General features: G+C 44.3%; 13 protein-coding genes. 3 read left to right on the top strand and 10 right to left on the bottom strand.

What is annotated here, in order from left to right; translation table 11 throughout:
- Positions 1–304 precede the first annotated feature (304 nt).
- Genes JGK07_RS20210 through JGK07_RS20190 form a run of 5 tightly spaced genes read right to left on the bottom strand, consistent with a single transcriptional unit; the run spans position 305 to position 7,797 of the window.
- Positions 305–3,814: a GAF domain-containing protein gene (locus JGK07_RS20210; RefSeq protein ID WP_293175820.1), complete on the bottom strand. Its 3,510-nt coding sequence runs from the start codon at positions 3,812–3,814 to the stop codon at positions 305–307.
- A gap of 52 nt (positions 3,815–3,866) precedes the next feature.
- The gene (locus JGK07_RS20205) at positions 3,867–4,478 is read right to left on the bottom strand and encodes a hypothetical protein (RefSeq protein ID WP_293175822.1); all 612 of its coding nucleotides are present in this window, start codon (positions 4,476–4,478) and stop codon (positions 3,867–3,869) included.
- A complete protein-coding gene (locus JGK07_RS20200) occupies positions 4,475–4,882 on the bottom strand; it encodes a RusA family crossover junction endodeoxyribonuclease (protein ID WP_293175824.1) in 408 nt (135 codons plus the stop codon). The genes JGK07_RS20205 and JGK07_RS20200 overlap by 4 nt, the downstream gene beginning before the upstream one ends.
- Before the next feature lie 58 nt (positions 4,883–4,940).
- On the bottom strand, positions 4,941–5,717 hold the full coding sequence (locus tag JGK07_RS20195) for a DUF4058 family protein (RefSeq protein ID WP_293175826.1): 777 nt from the start codon (positions 5,715–5,717) through the stop codon (positions 4,941–4,943).
- 40 nt (positions 5,718–5,757) lie between these two features.
- Positions 5,758–7,797 carry an AAA-like domain-containing protein gene (locus JGK07_RS20190; protein ID WP_293175828.1) on the bottom strand — a complete coding sequence of 680 codons (2,040 nt, stop codon included), beginning with the start codon at positions 7,795–7,797 and terminating at the stop codon, positions 5,758–5,760.
- A gap of 539 nt (positions 7,798–8,336) precedes the next feature.
- On the opposite strand from JGK07_RS20190, the gene JGK07_RS20185 reads away from it, so the two are divergent.
- Together JGK07_RS20185 and JGK07_RS20180 are read left to right on the top strand one after the other, a co-directional pair.
- Positions 8,337–9,332, top strand: coding sequence for an Npun_R2479 family HD domain-containing metalloprotein (locus JGK07_RS20185; protein ID WP_293175830.1), 996 nt, complete (start codon positions 8,337–8,339; stop codon positions 9,330–9,332).
- 6 nt (positions 9,333–9,338) lie between these two features.
- A complete protein-coding gene (locus JGK07_RS20180; protein ID WP_293291020.1) occupies positions 9,339–9,548 on the top strand; it encodes a hypothetical protein in 210 nt (69 codons plus the stop codon).
- Between the two features lies 1 nt (position 9,549).
- Here JGK07_RS20180 and JGK07_RS20175 read toward each other — a convergent pair whose 3' ends face one another.
- Positions 9,550–10,242, bottom strand: coding sequence for a hypothetical protein (locus tag JGK07_RS20175; protein WP_293175834.1), 693 nt, complete (start codon positions 10,240–10,242; stop codon positions 9,550–9,552).
- Positions 10,243–10,415: 173 nt separating this feature from the next.
- Entirely contained in the window at positions 10,416–11,828 is a 1,413-nt protein-coding gene (locus JGK07_RS20170; protein ID WP_293175836.1) for an ATP-binding protein, read from the bottom strand.
- A 634-nt stretch (positions 11,829–12,462) separates the two neighbouring features.
- Here JGK07_RS20170 and JGK07_RS20165 point away from each other — a divergent pair.
- Positions 12,463–12,786 carry a DUF3155 domain-containing protein gene (locus JGK07_RS20165; protein ID WP_293144355.1) on the top strand — a complete coding sequence of 108 codons (324 nt, stop codon included), beginning with the start codon at positions 12,463–12,465 and terminating at the stop codon, positions 12,784–12,786.
- 832 nt (positions 12,787–13,618) lie between these two features.
- Here the strand turns inward: JGK07_RS20165 and JGK07_RS20160 are convergent.
- From JGK07_RS20160 to JGK07_RS20150, 3 genes are all read right to left on the bottom strand, one after another.
- Positions 13,619–14,155, bottom strand: coding sequence for a cofactor assembly of complex C subunit B (locus JGK07_RS20160; protein WP_293214432.1), 537 nt, complete (start codon positions 14,153–14,155; stop codon positions 13,619–13,621).
- Between the two features lie 321 nt (positions 14,156–14,476).
- Positions 14,477–14,869, bottom strand: a complete 393-nt coding sequence (locus JGK07_RS20155) for a PadR family transcriptional regulator (RefSeq protein WP_293144339.1) — start codon at positions 14,867–14,869, stop codon at positions 14,477–14,479.
- Between the two features lie 403 nt (positions 14,870–15,272).
- Positions 15,273–15,476, bottom strand: coding sequence for a DUF751 family protein (locus JGK07_RS20150; RefSeq protein ID WP_293144336.1), 204 nt, complete (start codon positions 15,474–15,476; stop codon positions 15,273–15,275).
- Positions 15,477–16,016 lie beyond the last annotated feature (540 nt).

Below are 16,016 nucleotides of genomic sequence, written 5' to 3'. Positions count from 1 at the left end.
GCTTTAGCCCTCTTAGGTACGTAGTTGGGCTTTAGCCCTCTTAGGTACGTAGTTGGGCTTTAGCCCTCTTAGGTACGTAGTTGGGCTTTAGCCCTCTTATAGTGATTATAAAGCAAGCGAAGTCGCATCAAAAACTCCATTTACAAGTCATACCTCATCTTTCTGAGAAATGCTATAGTCTCGCAGGCAGAAACCAGTTTTTTTACAAAAACACTGGTTTATCGCCTTTAACAAGGGTAAAAAACCCGGTTTCTTTAGTCGGATTACATAATCCCTCTCCCCCTCTCCCCCTCTCCTCTGACTTCTAATCACCCCCGATCGAACTCAAATTATTTCGCAAAGTTTGTTCCTGCCGCTTAACCGCCGCCAACAATTCTGCATTTTGCAAAATCACCCCCACTTGATTGTTAAAAATTTTCATATAGTTTTGATCGCTTTGGTCGAAACTTGCCCGAAAACGCTCCGGCACATTTTCCTTAGATAATTCAATCGATTTATCCTCGCCATCCGATTTAATTTTATTAATTAACTGCGTCACAGCAATCAACTCCCCGTCTGGATTCCAAACAGGCATACAAAGCAAACTGCAAGTCCGATATCCGGTTTTTTCGTCCGTCTTTTTAGAAGTTTCAGAACCCGGATAATCATAAAGATCGAACGGTATATTTAGAGGAACCCCCATCTGGGCCACTTGTCCCACATAACCTTGCCCGATCGCCACACGCAACTCCAATAAATTACCATCTGGCAAAATAATTTTTGTCCACAATTGATTAGCATCTCTATCAATTACCCAAAAACTGCTCCGATCGGCATTCATCAACTCTTTAGCAGATTCCATCACACGTTGCAGAATCGAATCAATTTCTAAGCTGCTTTGACTCACAGAACGAGTAGCCGCCATCAACGCAGCCGCAACTCTTTGTCCTCGGGCTGTTTTGTGAAAGGTACGGAAACTTTCTAAAATCATTTGAATCAAATTCGCATCTTCGGCAAACCGCTCTTCATCCAGTTTTGTAAACCCTTCCAAATCAATTTTTTCTGACAAAGACAAGCTGGAGCGATCGATTTTTTTGATTTTATTAATTAGCTGAATTACAGCTACTAAATTACCCTCGTCATTTAACAAAGGAAGTGTTAACATAGTATAAGTTCGATAGCCATTTTTGATATCTAATGCTTTTGCCGTTTCCGAACGCGGATCGTCATAAAAATCAAACGGAATATTAATACTTTGTTTCGTAGACGCCACATGACCGACAATTCCTTTATCTGCCGGAACGCGAATTTCTAGCGATCGATCGCCCTCAGCATCGGCTTCAGCAATAATCGACCAAAACTCATTTTTTTCTTCGTCTAACAGAAAAATGCTAGTGCGATCGGCATTCAAAGACTTACCCATTTTCAAAGTAATCGATCGCAAAGTAGCATCAAGAATATCATCAAAACCCTGACCATCCATCACCTGATTTAGCATTGCCAGAGTTTGGCTGACCACATTTTGCGGGTGGTCTTCCGCCTGCTGTTTCATCGCTGCAAATTGTCTCGCATTGTGCAGTGCCACCCCGACTTGAGTGTTAAAAATTTGCATATATTTTTGACTGTTAGCATCGAAGCTGTCTTGAAAGCATTCCGGTGCTTCCGGCCAAGTTTCCGGGTCATATTCTGGGAAATCTCCCGGTCTTCTTTTGTTAATTAATTGAGTGACAGCCACTAATTCACCGTCAGGACTGCAAACAGGCATACACAGCAAACTGCAAGTACGATATTTTGTTTTTTGGTCAGTTTGTTTCGCGGTTATTGATTCGGGATGTTCGTACAAATCGAAGGGAATATTTACAGGTTTGCCACTATCAGCAACTTGACCCGCAAAACCTTGTCCGACTTCGATCCGGAGTTCGCGAACCGAGCCATCTTCAAAGCGGATTTTTGTCCACAGTTGCCCTGTTTCGCGTTCTAACAGCCAAAGAGTGCTGCGATCGGCATTCATCAATCTTTTAGCAGCTTCCATCACTTTAGTGATAATTTCTTCCGAATCCAAGCTGCTTTGAGAAACCGATCGCGTTGCTTCCGTCAGAGCTTCCGAAGCTTGCAATCTTTGAGTTAACTTATAACAAGATTGACACCTTTCCAACAACCGCTGAATAGCTGGAACATACTCTCCAATCAAAGTGCGATCGACTTCTGTAAACCCTTCTATATCGACTTTCTCAGAAAAAGTTCCTGCCGGATCGTGCTGTTGTTTTAACTTGTTGACCAACTGCACAAAAGCAAATATATCTCCCTTTTCATTTAACATAGGTGAGGTTAAATTGCTGTAAAGTCTGTAACCAGTCTTTTTATCTTGCTCTTCCACGACATCGGAATACCAATTTTCCGATAAATCGCTGGGAATGCTGACAGCTTTTTTATAAATAGTCACTCTGCCTGCTGTTGGATTGTTTGCCATAATTTGAATCTTTGTCGAACTGCTGTTTGTAGTTCTGGCAATAATCGACCAAAGTTCATTTTTATCTTTATCTATAAAAAATATGGTAATGCGATCGACACTCATCAATTCCCCTAGTTTAATAGTAATCGAACCCAAAATTTCATAGAGTACATCCTCAAAATCTCTGCCTTCCATACTGTTGAGCATAGATAGGACTTTGTGTTCTTGATGGGCAACTAATTGTTTAAAGTTTGGTTGGAGAGCAGCCAAAGCTTTTTTCGTCCAATTTCGATTAAATACAGAGGCATAAATTTTATTATAAATGCTTAAAATCCCCCCTCTTTTCACAACCAAACCAGACAATCGCAGTTCCATTTGTTCGAGGCTTTCATCAGCCGGAATTTTGGCTTCGCTACACGAATCAGAAGCAATTAAAATTTGCTGGTAAATTTTAAGCAAAGTCTCAGTACGCTGTCCGCTTCTGAGAATGCGATCGCGAATTGTTTTCAAATGTGGCGGTTCGTCTTGAACTTCCCAATTATCAATAATTTGCGTCTGGACTAAATTCTCCACCCAATCTGCGATTAAAGATTTATCCTGAGGAATTTTTGCCGGGAAATTTTCGGCTTGTTGCCAAATATAGTTGCAAATCTTTTGAGTTAAAAACGGCTGTCCTCCCGTCCAAATCAGTACATTTTCTACAACAGACTCAGGATAGCTAACTTTCCCTGCTAAACCTTGTACCAAAGGTTGAGCTTCGTGCAGTTTAAAGCCATACAATTCGACAGCGCGACCGAGATTAAAAGGCGTACAGTATTTATCTTGAATCAAGTCCGAAGGAGTCGCAACCCCCAGCAAAGCAAAAGTCAGGCGATCGAATTCATGGCAAGCACGAATGAAGGCAAAAAAGTCATCTGCCCGAAAATTTAAACTCAAAATACTGTCTATTTCATCAACAAAAATTACAATCTTACCCTGAACATTTTCCAGTAAAACTTGTTCAATAAACTCGCTTAGGCGCTGTACGGGCGGCAAGAATTCTCGCTCCCGCACCCACGATCTCAAATTCAAATCTAGCTTAAAACTGGTAACTAAACGTCTAATAACCCCCGCATACCACTGATCGGGATTGATATCTTGAGAACCGATTTTAGTTAGATCGATCGCCGCACAAGCAATACCTTCTGCTTGCAATTTGTGCATAGTTCGCACGCGCAAGCTAGTTTTACCCATCTGGCGAGAATTCAGCACATAACAAAACTCGCCATTTGTTAAGCCTTGATAAAGTTCAGAATCCGCTTGTCGCACTACATAAGTGGAAACATCTAGAGGCAAATGTCCACCAACTTTATAAGTATAGGCTGAGCTTTTTTCTTGATACATAACCTGTTTTCAATGAGTAGAATACACAGCCGATCGCCATTTGAGAGCCTAATTACCCTTCAATTTGTCCAGATTGACTTAAAAGACGCTGCAATGCTTCAAAAGCACGGCGCGCCAAATTGAGTTCAACAGTAACTTTTTCTCGCTGAAAAATCACGCGATCGCGAATTTCCAGCGCCGCCACCAAAACTTCATAATCCTCCCCATTCATCAAACCGTGAGCGAGGAATGTTTGAGCCAAAATAGGCGGTTCTTGAATTTCAAAATTAATCGAGTGGTGTTCAGCTACCATCCGCATCACTGATTCAGTAATAGATCCGATCGAACAGGTAGCGAGTTCAAAATTACCTTTTTCGATCATTTCTGATGCTCTTACCATGTAAACCTGAATATCGTATAGATCGTGCTGGCGATAGTCATAGGAAGGTTGCATCATCTCTTCTTCGGAAGTCTTTTGACTTTTTGACTCAGGAGGACGCGGTTTTAATGCTGCAAGGACAGATTCTTGAGCCGTACAAATAATCAAGTCTATTTCTGGATTTTGAATAAATTTTTGCCAGTCATAATCCCTCGACTTTACTAACACTTGATAACCTTGCTGGCGATATTTATCGGCAATATCTGCAATTTCTGTTGCTTCTAATTTTTCTATGGCTGCTATCATTGATTTAGCTCCATCGGCTCGGTTGGTAGGTCAATTTTAACATAGATAAATTCTTGGGCCGCAGTCAAAGCTTCAGCTATCAAAGAAGATATCGCAGTAAAATCTTCTAATTCCTTAAGTTTGCGCCGTTTTACTGTGAGGTCGGTAACTTGTCTGTCATCAACGTAAACTAAAATCTTCATCGCATCTACAATCGGCTTGATAATGTTATCTAAATCAGATATTTGAGTAATGCAATAGTGAGTGATGATGACTTGAACTGGTTCGCTAGTTGCTGACATTCCTATTGGCATAGCTTCGGCGGCTATTTGACCGACTTTGGCTTTCCACTCTTGAAGTTTTGCTCGGTTATTTGTTTGTAGAGAAACTGGCGAACCAGTGACGATAAATTCAAAGGGAATCAAGATTTTTCACTCCTCTTGGTGATAATATTTTAATCGATCGCCCGAAATAACTCCCCGTTCACCGCAATCCCCTTTCCTGCAAAAGCGCCTGTGCCCAACCAACATCATCGTCCTTCAGTCGCGGCACAGGCTGCTGAGCATAGTCGATCGACAAATCAAATCCCGCTCTGTCATACACACCGCTGAACAAAGCTTGCAAATCCACCTGAAATTCTGTATCTCCCGGCTGCAATGGCAAGAAAAATGGTGGAATTTCTTCTCGTACCGTAAAAGCATACAATTGAGCTTTTGGACGGCGATTTGCCCTGCTAATTAAAATGCGATAATCCGTGTTAGTCCCGCCAGTTACAGGCATTTGTCTCCCGGCCCTGAGCAAGTCAATTTCTACTAAATGAGAGGCACTTCTTAACACTTCTTGTCGCTTGTTTTCATAGGCCTCTCGACCTTTCCCAGTGCGTTTGTTTTTCGGCGAAAGAATTTCTATGACTGTGATTACCCGATTTGTACCTACCTCTCGGAGTTCTAAATAGCCTTCCCTAGCTTCTTCCAATATTGGTACCGTAACTGTCATCGGTTCAGAATGGGGCAGCGTTGCAGTCATAACAGATGGGCTGGCGGTGGACGGGCGATCGAATACTGTCACGTCAGGAATTGCCAACAAATCGCTATCTTCGGCCTCGCTCAAATAAATCCGCTTTTCAATTGCCGCCCGGTATTTCGGGCGCAGCGCAGGCCCGATCGCATCGGCGATCGCCGTAATTAAGCGGTGATGAACTTCCGGCCAAAATTCAGGATTTTCTAAGTAAGGGTCTACCCCTGGAAATGGAGACGGCATTTTATTACCTCCCGCAAGAGTTTTGTAAGTTAGATGAATCTTAAATACATTTTAGTCGATCGCCAAAATACTGACGGTACAACTCAAAGCGCACAGTTACCTCATTTCCCCGCAACTGCACCAGCCCCAAACTGTGCAACTTAAACGCCAGCACAGATTCTAACTCTACAGGTTCATTAGCTGCTACTACCCTACTAAAAGCCACTGCTAACTCCTGATGTTCTTGCAAATTCCACAAATGACGGCGCAAATGATCGCCGTAAATTCCTGCTTCAGTAGGAGCAAGTTCTAAAAGTTCATCTAAACTTTCCTCTAAATCTTTTTGTTCTTTGGCAGAACCTGAAAATCGGCGATTGAAAAGAGCAAATTCTTGAGCAATGTGATATAAAGCTACCCGCACCAAATACGGATGACCGCCCACAATATTCATCAATTTTTCCACCATATTTATTTGCCAATTCAGCCCGTGCCTTCTCGCTAAATCAGCCACTTGTTCGGCGCTAAACTCGGACAATTCTATTGGCAAACCCACATTAAAAGGCGATTGATTCACGTTCAGCGGAATGTAAACTTCTGTTGAATGCACCACTACCAAACGCAGTTTTGCCCACAGTTCGCTGTCGCTGTCGCCATATCCGGCTTCTTCATACCAGGCCCTTAGCAGCCCAAAAAAATCATCGGCAATTGTAGGATACTGAAAAACGCGATCGACCTCATCCAATCCCAACACCAGCGGTGCATTGTTTCCCGACAACAAACAATCTTCAAAATAAGCCGTACAATTATCTTTACTGCCGTAAGTATCAGTCCAATAATCGTCAATCTGGTGAGGCAACCGCAGCTTGCGCGTAATTTTGTTGCAGAACCACCTCAGCAGTGAATTGAGATTGGCAAATGACGCAGCATCTGCGTGTTGAAAACTCAGAGGAACAGTGCGATAGCCTTGTTCTTTTGCCTGATAAAGAATCCTCGCCATTAACGAAGTTTTGCCCATTTGTCTCGGTGCTTTTATCCTAATTAAAGTTCCCGGCTGCAAAAGTTCCTTGTAACACTGAGCTTCCCAGGGAACGCGATCGACATAAAAAGCCGAATCCAGCCTGACTTGTCCTTGGGGAATCTGCGGCTCTGCGGCGGGTGATGGAGGATTTGAAAGCGGCAGAGTCCGAGAAATGGTTACAGTCTGAGTCGCAGTTTTAAGGAAAGAATGCTCTGGCGCCAGCAGGTTTAAATTAACTATAAATCCTGCGGATATGTCATCTTCTGTATCTGTTTGCGATGTACCTGCTGGCTGTACTGTGCTTTCCCCAGCGACTGTTTCTAAAAGCATTTGGTTGATTTCTTGTAGCAGTAGTACCGTGTCAGCCGGCGATGTCCACTCGCGCTGCTGAGTATCGTTGATGTAGTTCCGCAAGTCATGGTTTAGCCGTATGCTGGGAGGATAATTGACTCGAATTGGCAACACGGCAGGCGCCGGATTTTGCCGTCTGTAGCGCAATTCTTTGATTTTCCGCAATTCTTCCATAACTATTTCACTAACTGCTGTTTCCCCGGACAGCAGCAATAAAAAATAGTCACACTGTTCTAATTGAAAGTCAATTTGAGAAAGCCAGTTTTTTGCTGATTCGCGATCGGGATAAACCGCCCCAATATTGGCAGCGAATACTTGGTGTCCCGTTGCATTTATGCCTTCGGCAAGCTCCAGTGCCAAACTCAGATCGGGTTCTTGGTTGCAATAGCTAATAAAAACTCGTTTTCCGTGATTTGTCCCATTTCTCGGTTCAGTCTGGGAAGGCTGTTTTAGATGTTCTGCCGATCGCATTTCCTGCCGCGCGATCGATCGAGCTATGGCTCCTCGCACGTTCTTTTTTGTAACTTTCTCTCCCAAGATACTTGACAGCTTCTGCCACAGCTTGTATCCTACATCTTTTTCGACATATTCCGGGTTTAATGGGTAAATCTGTTCATAGGTTTGTCCTTGCCAAGTCCCGATAAAAACCTGCCTTTCCAAATCGTTGAGGTGTTTGCCAGTTTTGAGGTGAACTGAGTTTTCTATAAATTCTAAAGCTTCTTGAATATTCATTTTTCTACTAAGGTATTTCGATTGTAGATTGGAGATTTTAGATTTTAGATTTTAGATTTGGGAATCACTGATGGCGATCGGGGTTGGGAGCTTGCCTGCTGTAGGTTCGTTTTAGAAAAAAAGTCCCACACTTCCTTGATAGCAAGAATTTTTATAAATTGTATAGCCTCGCGGGTCAACATTCAAGCCAGCAGCCGAGCTGAGGGCTTGCACGGCAAATTCCGAGTCGAGTTAGCTGCTCCTTCGCTTTCCTGAGGTTTTATGAGTTTTTATGAGGTATTGCGGTAGCTCCCCAATCAGCGGGAAATTGCTGAGGCGCAAAAACTGTCAAACTTATGAGCTTTTCTGGTTGCGATCGCCAATTGCGATCGGTGACAATAAAAACCAACAGCCAGTCGATCGATTTTAGATTTTAGATTTTAGATTTTAGATTTTAGATTGACTGCACAAATGACTTCTTGGAAAAAAAAATACTCCTCTGACAGACTAATTGCAAATATGCAATAGTTCGCAATCACCCGCCATCAAGGTAACTACAAATGTTGAACCCCACCACAGTCATCATCAGTTCCTTAACTGAAAGCTTAAAAGCCGGATACCGAAACACTTACGGGAACATTAAATCTGACAGCGCCAGACTTATCGAACAGGTTGTCAGCCTAGCTTTAGAAAACATTGCCAGCAGCGACGCTCTTTATCACAACGTCGAACATACAGTTCTTGTCACCTTAGTAGGGCAAGAAATATTGCGCGGTAAATACCTGAGCGAAGGAAACATCTCCCCAGAAAATTGGCTGGAGGCGATCGTTTCTTGGCTGTGTCACGATATCGGTTACGTCAAAGGAATCTGCCCTCAAGATCAACAAAGCCAAAGATTGTATGCGACAGGCACTGACAACAATACAATTTATCTAGAATCGGGTACAACTGATGCTAGCTTAACTCCCTATCATATAGACAGGGGTAAAATGTTCGTACAAGAACATTTTTTCGGTCACGATTTGATTGATTCGGAGGCTATTATGCGTAATATTGAATTGACTCGCTTCCCCGTACCGAACGACGAAGAACACTCTTGTACTGGCAATTATCCCGGCTTAGTGCGGGCAGCAGATTTGCTCGGTCAACTCAGCGACCCCCGCTACTTACAAAAAATACCGGCGCTGTTTTATGAATTTGAAGAAATAGGTAGTAATAAAAATCTAGGCTACTGCCATCCGGCAGATTTGCGATCGGGCTATCCCAAGTTTTTTTGGAATGTTGTATATCCCTACATTCAAGAAGGATTGCAGCATTTGAAAATGACTGCTGGGGGTCAAGAAATAATTGCCAATCTTTACGGAAATGTGTTAACAGTAGAGAAAGAAATTGCCTCTTGTGCTGCAACTTCGGCGGTAAAATCTACGCCAAAGTTACTGGCTGATGTTCGCGGGTTTCAATTTCTGAATTTCCAGCGGTTTCGGGGATTGCCTGACAGTTTTAGTCAGAGGAATAAAAAAAACATGAAAAGTTTGTTTGTAATTGGCAATGGGTAATTGGGCATGGGGCATGGGGCATGGGGCATGGGGCATGGGGCATTGGCCTTCCCAGGGCATTGGGGATTGGGCATTGGGCATTGGCCTTCCCAGCGCATTGGGCATTGCGGATTGGTGTCAACTGTCAACTGTCAACTGTCAACTGTCAACTGTCAACTGTCAACTGTCAACTGTCAACTGTCAACTGTCAACTGTCAACTGTCAACTGTCAACTAACTTAAGGTTTTTCCGTCTGCTGCAAATGTCGCCAAATTGCTTGATAACATACGTGCCAAAAATACATAGCCAAATTCAGAAGAGCTAATAACTTAGTGCCATCTTCTAACATAGCGTGTGCTCCTAGACTACGAGTGTCTATAATATCCTCAAACCGCGAGATAGCAAATAAGAGGAATGCGGCGATTAAGGGCAGGTAAGGAGTGGTTTTGATGTATCGCCAAAATTTAATTCCGTAAAGGAAAACGCCACTACCATAACACAAATAAATTAATTTCTTAGATATTCCCAACTGAGAAAGAATCAAAGTCATCCGAAACCTGTCATCCAAGAAAAAGACTCCCAGCAGTAAAGCGCTAAAAAAGAAGAATATTGCCGATCGACTGCGGGGGTCTTTTTGGCGCAGGAGTCCGAATGTAAATGCACAAATTGCGACTGGGATGCACCAGAGGACTTCGGAAATTCCGGTGAAAAGGCCTTCGTAAGGGAACCAGAAATTAAAAGGATCGCTAAAGAGGCGTTCAACTCCGTCTCCCTGGTTGTTGAGTTTGGCGTATAGGCTCAGTCCGCCTAAAATTAGGAGAGCCAGAGTGTTGAAAATGACTAAAAATGGTACAGTAAAAAAGTGTTTTTTGAGAAGTTCTAAAAAAGTTGAAAAGTTGGGAATTTTATCGAATAAAGGCTGATGCTTCATAATTGTTTTCCCAGGAATAGAGTTTGTTAGACTATTTTATATTTTAAATTTTAGATTGGCAATGACTGATGAAGAGCATTCTTGGGAACATGGGTTTACAGTTGCATTCTTGTTTGAAGCGAGTGTTAAGTAAATCCACCCGATCAAACGTAAAATACGGTTCGCGGTTAAGCTTACTGTGTATCTCTTCTTCCTTCTTCCTTCTTCCTTCTTCCTTCTTCCTTCTTCCGAACCGGCAGCCAAACGACGAATGTAGTGCCGCTATCGGTTGGATATAAATGAGCTGCACTAGATGGCAGCCATTCCGGATTTACTGGGGAAAATACTTGGATTTCTCCTTGCATTTGGCGGACTAAATCGCGGGCGATCGCCAAACCCAATCCTGTGCCGGGAATTTCTGTCTGGGCTTTTTCTCCCCGGTAGTGTCGCTCAAATAAATGCTCTAAATCCTGGGGGGGAATGCCGGAACCTGTGTCGCTGACTGCAACTGCTATGGCAGGTAAGGGGCGGTGGTTCGCTTCGTAGCTTACTTTAATATAAATTTGGCGGCCGGCGGGGGTATATTTCAAAGCATTGTCAATTAGGTTGCTCAAAACTTCGCGCAAAGCTCGATCGCTCGCCGAGACTGGTGGTAAATCCGCCGGAATGTCGGCTAACAATGACAGATGCCTTTCCGATGCGATCGCCTCGGCGGAAATTAACAGCGGTTTTAAGACTTCTGTCACTACACAGGATTCGTCCAAATTGGCCACTGGTAACAGCGACAGAGGAGAATGCTGGATTAATTCGATATTAGAAGTTGCTGTTTCTGAAGTGCCTGATGGGAGTCTGAGATTTGCTTCGCCGGTATCTACTGTGCGATCGAACTGGCCGAGCAATTCAGAGAGCCGATCGCTCTCTCGGACAATACTATAAGCCACATTGCGATTTTTGTCTTCTGGTACCAGCCTGCGCGCTAACAGTTTGCCAAAAGTTCGCAACGCTGTCAGCGGACTCTTGAACTGGTGCAGCAAGTTGTGCATCGTGTCATAAACCTGAGCCTGGATTTGCCGAGAAGATCCCAATTCCTGATGCATCCACTGCGATCGCTGGTCTAAAATGCAGGCTAGGGCCAAGGTGCGAGCAATTTGTTGGATCTGAGCCTCCTCTCGATCGTTCCAAGCCCTGTCTTCCCTACCGCTGACCAGGAGTCCCAGGACAGCGTCCTCGTGTATCAGAGGCGTCACTATTTGCCTCCGTTGCTGCCACACATTCCCCGGGCCTTGGCACTGATTGGAACTGTTTTCAAAACCCGGCAGTGGCTCGGGTGCGATCGCACCCACGGTTGATGCTTCCACAGCCAAAGCCGGCGCAGCCAGCCGCCGTGGCATTGGTTTCACTGTCGAGCTTGAAGCCGGTTCGAGCCTCAACTCCTGATTTTCTGGTTCGACTGAGGTTTCTGGGTAAACTGCGATCGGCACTAACTTTGCCTCGCTGCCTTCTACCAGCTCTTGTGTCAGGTATACTGCGCTGAATGTCGCACCCAAACTGACTGCGATCGCCACCTGCGATCGACAAAGCTTGACAAATTCTGAACTGGCTGGCATTAACATGAGTGCCACATTAAGATATTTTACGGAATTTTAACTAAATTACAACTGCTCAGCCCCCGATTACAGATTGGAGACTCCTAAATTTCTAGTATGTGGGCTTTGATGGCAGGCTGCTCGGTTCCCAGGATTCAGCTTTCACAAACACAATTGCTTTAAAGCCCCGCCTGCATAGCTTCCCCAGAGTCCCAAGCTTGGCTGCTGCCGGAAGTTGCGGCCCACCTTACCACAACCGCTGCACTTTTGTCGATCGGCACGAATGTTAAGATTATGTCGATATATTAAAAACAGTTGAAGTTTAGAGCTAGAACAGATATACTGGCCTCGGATTTGGTAGCTATCATTACCTAAAAATTGGATAAAAAGCCACGCCCGATCGGGACAGCTTTGATGATTGAATCATGTATTGTTGATTCGCCAGATGTAAAAATCCGGTCTCAACTCTATAATCCAAAAAATCTGAGATAGGTTGGGGCATCAACCTAGGATGCTCGGCAATATCAGACAAACTGTGCTTGAGAAAAGCTGTTTGAATCCAGAATCCCCATGTCTTTATGGCTGGGGAGTATGTCAAAACCTGTCTGCTCATACTGTCTGCTCACACTGTCTGCTCACAGAGGAGGTAAAGAAATTGGCCAGGAGACGCAAGCGCAAAAGTCGCCGCCGACAAGAAGGACGCAGAATTTTAGAGTGTGTGCCTCAATATAGCATCGAGAGCGGCGAAGATAAACCCGTAACAGCGGCTCGCAAGTTCATCCATGCCGAAGGCATTGCTCCCCCAGCTTTACTGTTGGTCAAGCGTAACGAGCATACCACCGACAGATACTTTTGGGCTGAAAAAGGTTTGTTCGGAGCCCAATACGTAGAAGAGAACCATTTCTTGTTTCCCAGCTTAAAGGTGATGCTGGAAGCAACCGCAGAAAAAATTCCTGCGGTGTCCGCCAGTCGCGCATAGATCGAAATGTTTAGATCAAAACATTGACACCAATGTTTTTCTAGCTCTTTTAACAAAAGCGCGAGAGTTCTCATTGTCTGGAGAGTGCCAACTGAAATTTACGCGAAAAATCCTTGGGAAGTTAAGGTAGAAGGAGCCATCGCAACAGTATAGATCGTCAAGAAAGGGCGATCGGCACAATTGGCACTCTCAGGATAATGGTTTTTTTTGACTCTGCCCAAAAACGAATACAAGCCCGGAATCGAGTCGCGAACCACTCCAAATTTTAGACGAAAATTAAAGCTCCCAGATTCATCTGTAGAATAAATCTCAAATCTAAAATCTCACAATCTAAAATCGTTTGACCGTGCCAGATACATTTAACCCAGCAAATCCAAGACTAAGCCCGAATTAGCTGTGTATGGCAAGACGCGTGAAAGCTGCAAGCTCTCCCGTCAAGGAGGTATCTCTCAAAGCTTTCAACAAGATATTGAAAGCGCCATTTCAATCTCTGTTCACACTTTGAACAGGTTTGTGATGTGTATTATTCGGTTATGTCTACTACAAAACTGCCATATTTAACAGCTTGATGCTTCAACATTTGCTGAAAACGATAATGACTCAAAGTGACCATCGCCCTAGCTGTTTTAATCGCTAGAGCGTTTTTTATTCCCGCCCTACACTACCAGCTTTTACCCAATTATTCAATAAGTTTCTAGAAAATCATTTACTTTGCATCAACAGTCGATCGAACTTTCGGGCCAACTAGAGAACTGCCAGCAGCAATCCTTTTGTCGGCTCGAAGTCGAAGCACGGCATCTAGCATATCAAAAAAACGTTCCGCGCCAAACTTTTAATCTTCCAGGGGTTTCAAATTTAAAGCTTTTTGCATAGTTGCTAGCTCGTCGCGGTGAGCTCTGACAGTAACAAAGCTTTTAGTTGGGCTTTCCGAGTCAGCAACTGATTCGAGTTTTAGAAGGACTTGCTCGGAGCGTCCGGCTTTTTTCCAGTAAAATACTCCCGTCAACGGCGACAGCAGTACCAAACCTAGGAAAATTTGACCTTGCTGTGGTACTAGCATTCCCAAAACCAGTCCCAAGCAGAGAGCGCCGCCTGCACTCAACAGGGTTAAAAAGATAGCTAGAAACCAACTCGGCCGCACAAAACCCTCAAAGGTGACTTTATAGTTGGGGGCATCAACGGCTGCAACTCGGTAAGCCCTAGAAGCAAAATACTCTTGTAGCTGGGTTAACAGTAACTCTTGGGCGCTCTCGGAAGCAAGCTTGACTTGTTCGATGCGATCTTTGACTGAGGCCTTGATGAAGAAAAACAAGCCAACAGCCAACAGCAGCGTCATCACAAAAGTTGAAGAAAGAACAGTAGTATCCATCGGTAGAAGTTTGTGTAAGTGAAATTATCTACTATGACTTTACAGAAGTTTACAGAAGAAAGCGATCGAGGACTTACGCAGACACTTTTTAACCCAAATTCTCGCCAAGCTTTCTAGCAATGCGTTTTTCTCCCCATCACCCAATTCCCATATCTCCCCATCATCCTTAATTCTCAAGTGACAATGCGTAAGTCCTGACGTAGTGAATCGCTACTCTAATCGCTGTGCGGCGGCGATGCTGGCAAAGCGAAGGCAATCGGACAATTCGCTTTGCTAGTAGCACCGCATCTCAAGGGTTTAGGCATCCGATTTCAACGCCTGCTAACCCGTGTGACCAGTTTCCAAGGCACGGGGACGACGGCCAGACGCGCCGTTTCCCTGACCGATGTACTCGTGCCACAGACGAGCCAGGTCTTGAGCTTGATGCCGCCACTCAGGGAGGATTTGATACATCCGGCGGGGGCGGCCGCGTCCTTCTACTTTTTTCCAGTAACCGGTAATGACGGCTTCATCTTCGAGAAATTTCAAAGCGCTGTAGAGGACGGTATCAGAAAGTCGGTAGATGGGGAATTCCCTTTCTAGTTGTCCGATGAGTTCTGTACCGTAGGAATCTCCGCGCAATAACACCGAGAGAATGTAGCACACTGCCAGTTCCTTGTTTAGATAAACAGGAGGGGGGTCTTGAAAAAATTGATAGATATGTTCAAATTTCATCTGTCTTGTCCGCTGGAAACTCTCGTGATACCGTCAGGTTAACGGGAGAGGAAAGCGGGGCGGGGTGTGCCGCTTCCTAAGGATTAAGTGGGAATGGGGGAAACAGAGGTGCAGTATTTCCCCAGTTGTGTTGATAGCCGGAACTGTTGTGGTGCACTGCGCTAATGTTTGCTTGCGCCAAGGTTGAGGAGCGCTCACATAACTAGGGTAACTTTACTTCCTCTTCCAATCTATCGCAGCTACTATTGCCAAGTGTGCGATCGCACGGAAGAGTTGCACTTATTTCGGGGGTTAGTGTTTTAACTCAAACTCAGAAGTCGCAACCCCCAAACCCTCTGCGTTCCTGGTTTGTGGGCTATGGTTTGTCAGAGTTCGCCGGCTTTTTCGGGCAGAAATTTTGCCTTTAAACCGGACTCAGACCTAACATGGCGCGCAGTGTAAAAGTTAGAAACACAAAAGTCGCTACAATCGAAGTAATCAGGGCGATCGCAGTTGCCGGTCGATCGAGCAGAGGTTTGAGTCGCTCGAACAGGAAAAAAAAGATTCCCAGACACACAGTAATCAAAAAACGAGGGTAGCGAGAGATGTTATTAATGAAATCTTGCATGAGCACCGGTGGGGTAAAGTGTTACAGCTCGATCTTTGACTGGTAACACTTGTGAGCGAGTTAGACAATTTTGGCACAGCCGGAGCTAAATCTGCCGATCGGGCGATCGGTCATTTTTCAAGGGCGATGCTAACATATATAATTCTAACGAAAAGTTTTGTGAGAGCGATCGGGTCTGAGTCTGTTCAATGCCGGAACGCGACCTCCGTTCAACAGTTGACCGCTTGACAGTTGACCGCTTGACAGTTTGAGAGCGACCTCTACCTATAAGTCCGAGGATTGGAGTAATGAATAGTCTGATTTTAATTTCTCCCTCAAAGCGTTCCGGCTTTCAACCAATTCTTTCTGGTAACGAATGAGAGAAGTATTTCTATTCAGTTGTAGTTGTGAGTTGTAGTTGTGATAAATATTATAGGGCTGTTATTTCTACCTAAATGTCTGCGGGAGCATCCCACTTTTTGACTAAGTAGAAACACCTAGCTTGATGTCATTATTTAAATACGCACATCTCAGTCTTAAAATTTGAGGCACATTTTTTTC

This window comes from Microcoleus sp. PH2017_24_DOB_U_A (assembly GCF_020738205.1).
Lineage (GTDB): Bacteria > Cyanobacteriota > Cyanobacteriia > Cyanobacteriales > Microcoleaceae > Microcoleus.
The sequence above is the reverse complement of the archived record's forward strand: the minus strand, read 5'-3'. Positions and strand labels throughout refer to the sequence as shown.

Bases quoted from the DNA above. Each gene is read 5' to 3' on its own strand.
- JGK07_RS20155 (WP_293144339.1), bottom strand. From the start codon at position 14,869: ATGAAATTTGAACATATCTATCAATTTTTTCAAGACCCCCCTCCTGTT.
- JGK07_RS20185 (WP_293175830.1), top strand. From the start codon at position 8,337: ATGTTGAACCCCACCACAGTCATCATCAGTTCCTTAACTGAAAGCTTA.
- JGK07_RS20190 (WP_293175828.1), bottom strand. From the start codon at position 7,797: ATGAATATTCAAGAAGCTTTAGAATTTATAGAAAACTCAGTTCACCTC.
- JGK07_RS20170 (WP_293175836.1), bottom strand. From the start codon at position 11,828: ATGCCAGCCAGTTCAGAATTTGTCAAGCTTTGTCGATCGCAGGTGGCG.
- JGK07_RS20150 (WP_293144336.1), bottom strand. From the start codon at position 15,476: ATGCAAGATTTCATTAATAACATCTCTCGCTACCCTCGTTTTTTGATT.
- JGK07_RS20160 (WP_293214432.1), bottom strand. From the start codon at position 14,155: ATGGATACTACTGTTCTTTCTTCAACTTTTGTGATGACGCTGCTGTTG.
- JGK07_RS20175 (WP_293175834.1), bottom strand. From the start codon at position 10,242: ATGAAGCATCAGCCTTTATTCGATAAAATTCCCAACTTTTCAACTTTT.
- JGK07_RS20195 (WP_293175826.1), bottom strand. From the start codon at position 5,717: ATGCCGTCTCCATTTCCAGGGGTAGACCCTTACTTAGAAAATCCTGAA.
- JGK07_RS20180 (WP_293291020.1), top strand. From the start codon at position 9,339: ATGGGGCATGGGGCATGGGGCATGGGGCATGGGGCATTGGCCTTCCCA.
- JGK07_RS20210 (WP_293175820.1), bottom strand. From the start codon at position 3,814: ATGTATCAAGAAAAAAGCTCAGCCTATACTTATAAAGTTGGTGGACAT.
- JGK07_RS20205 (WP_293175822.1), bottom strand. From the start codon at position 4,478: ATGATAGCAGCCATAGAAAAATTAGAAGCAACAGAAATTGCAGATATT.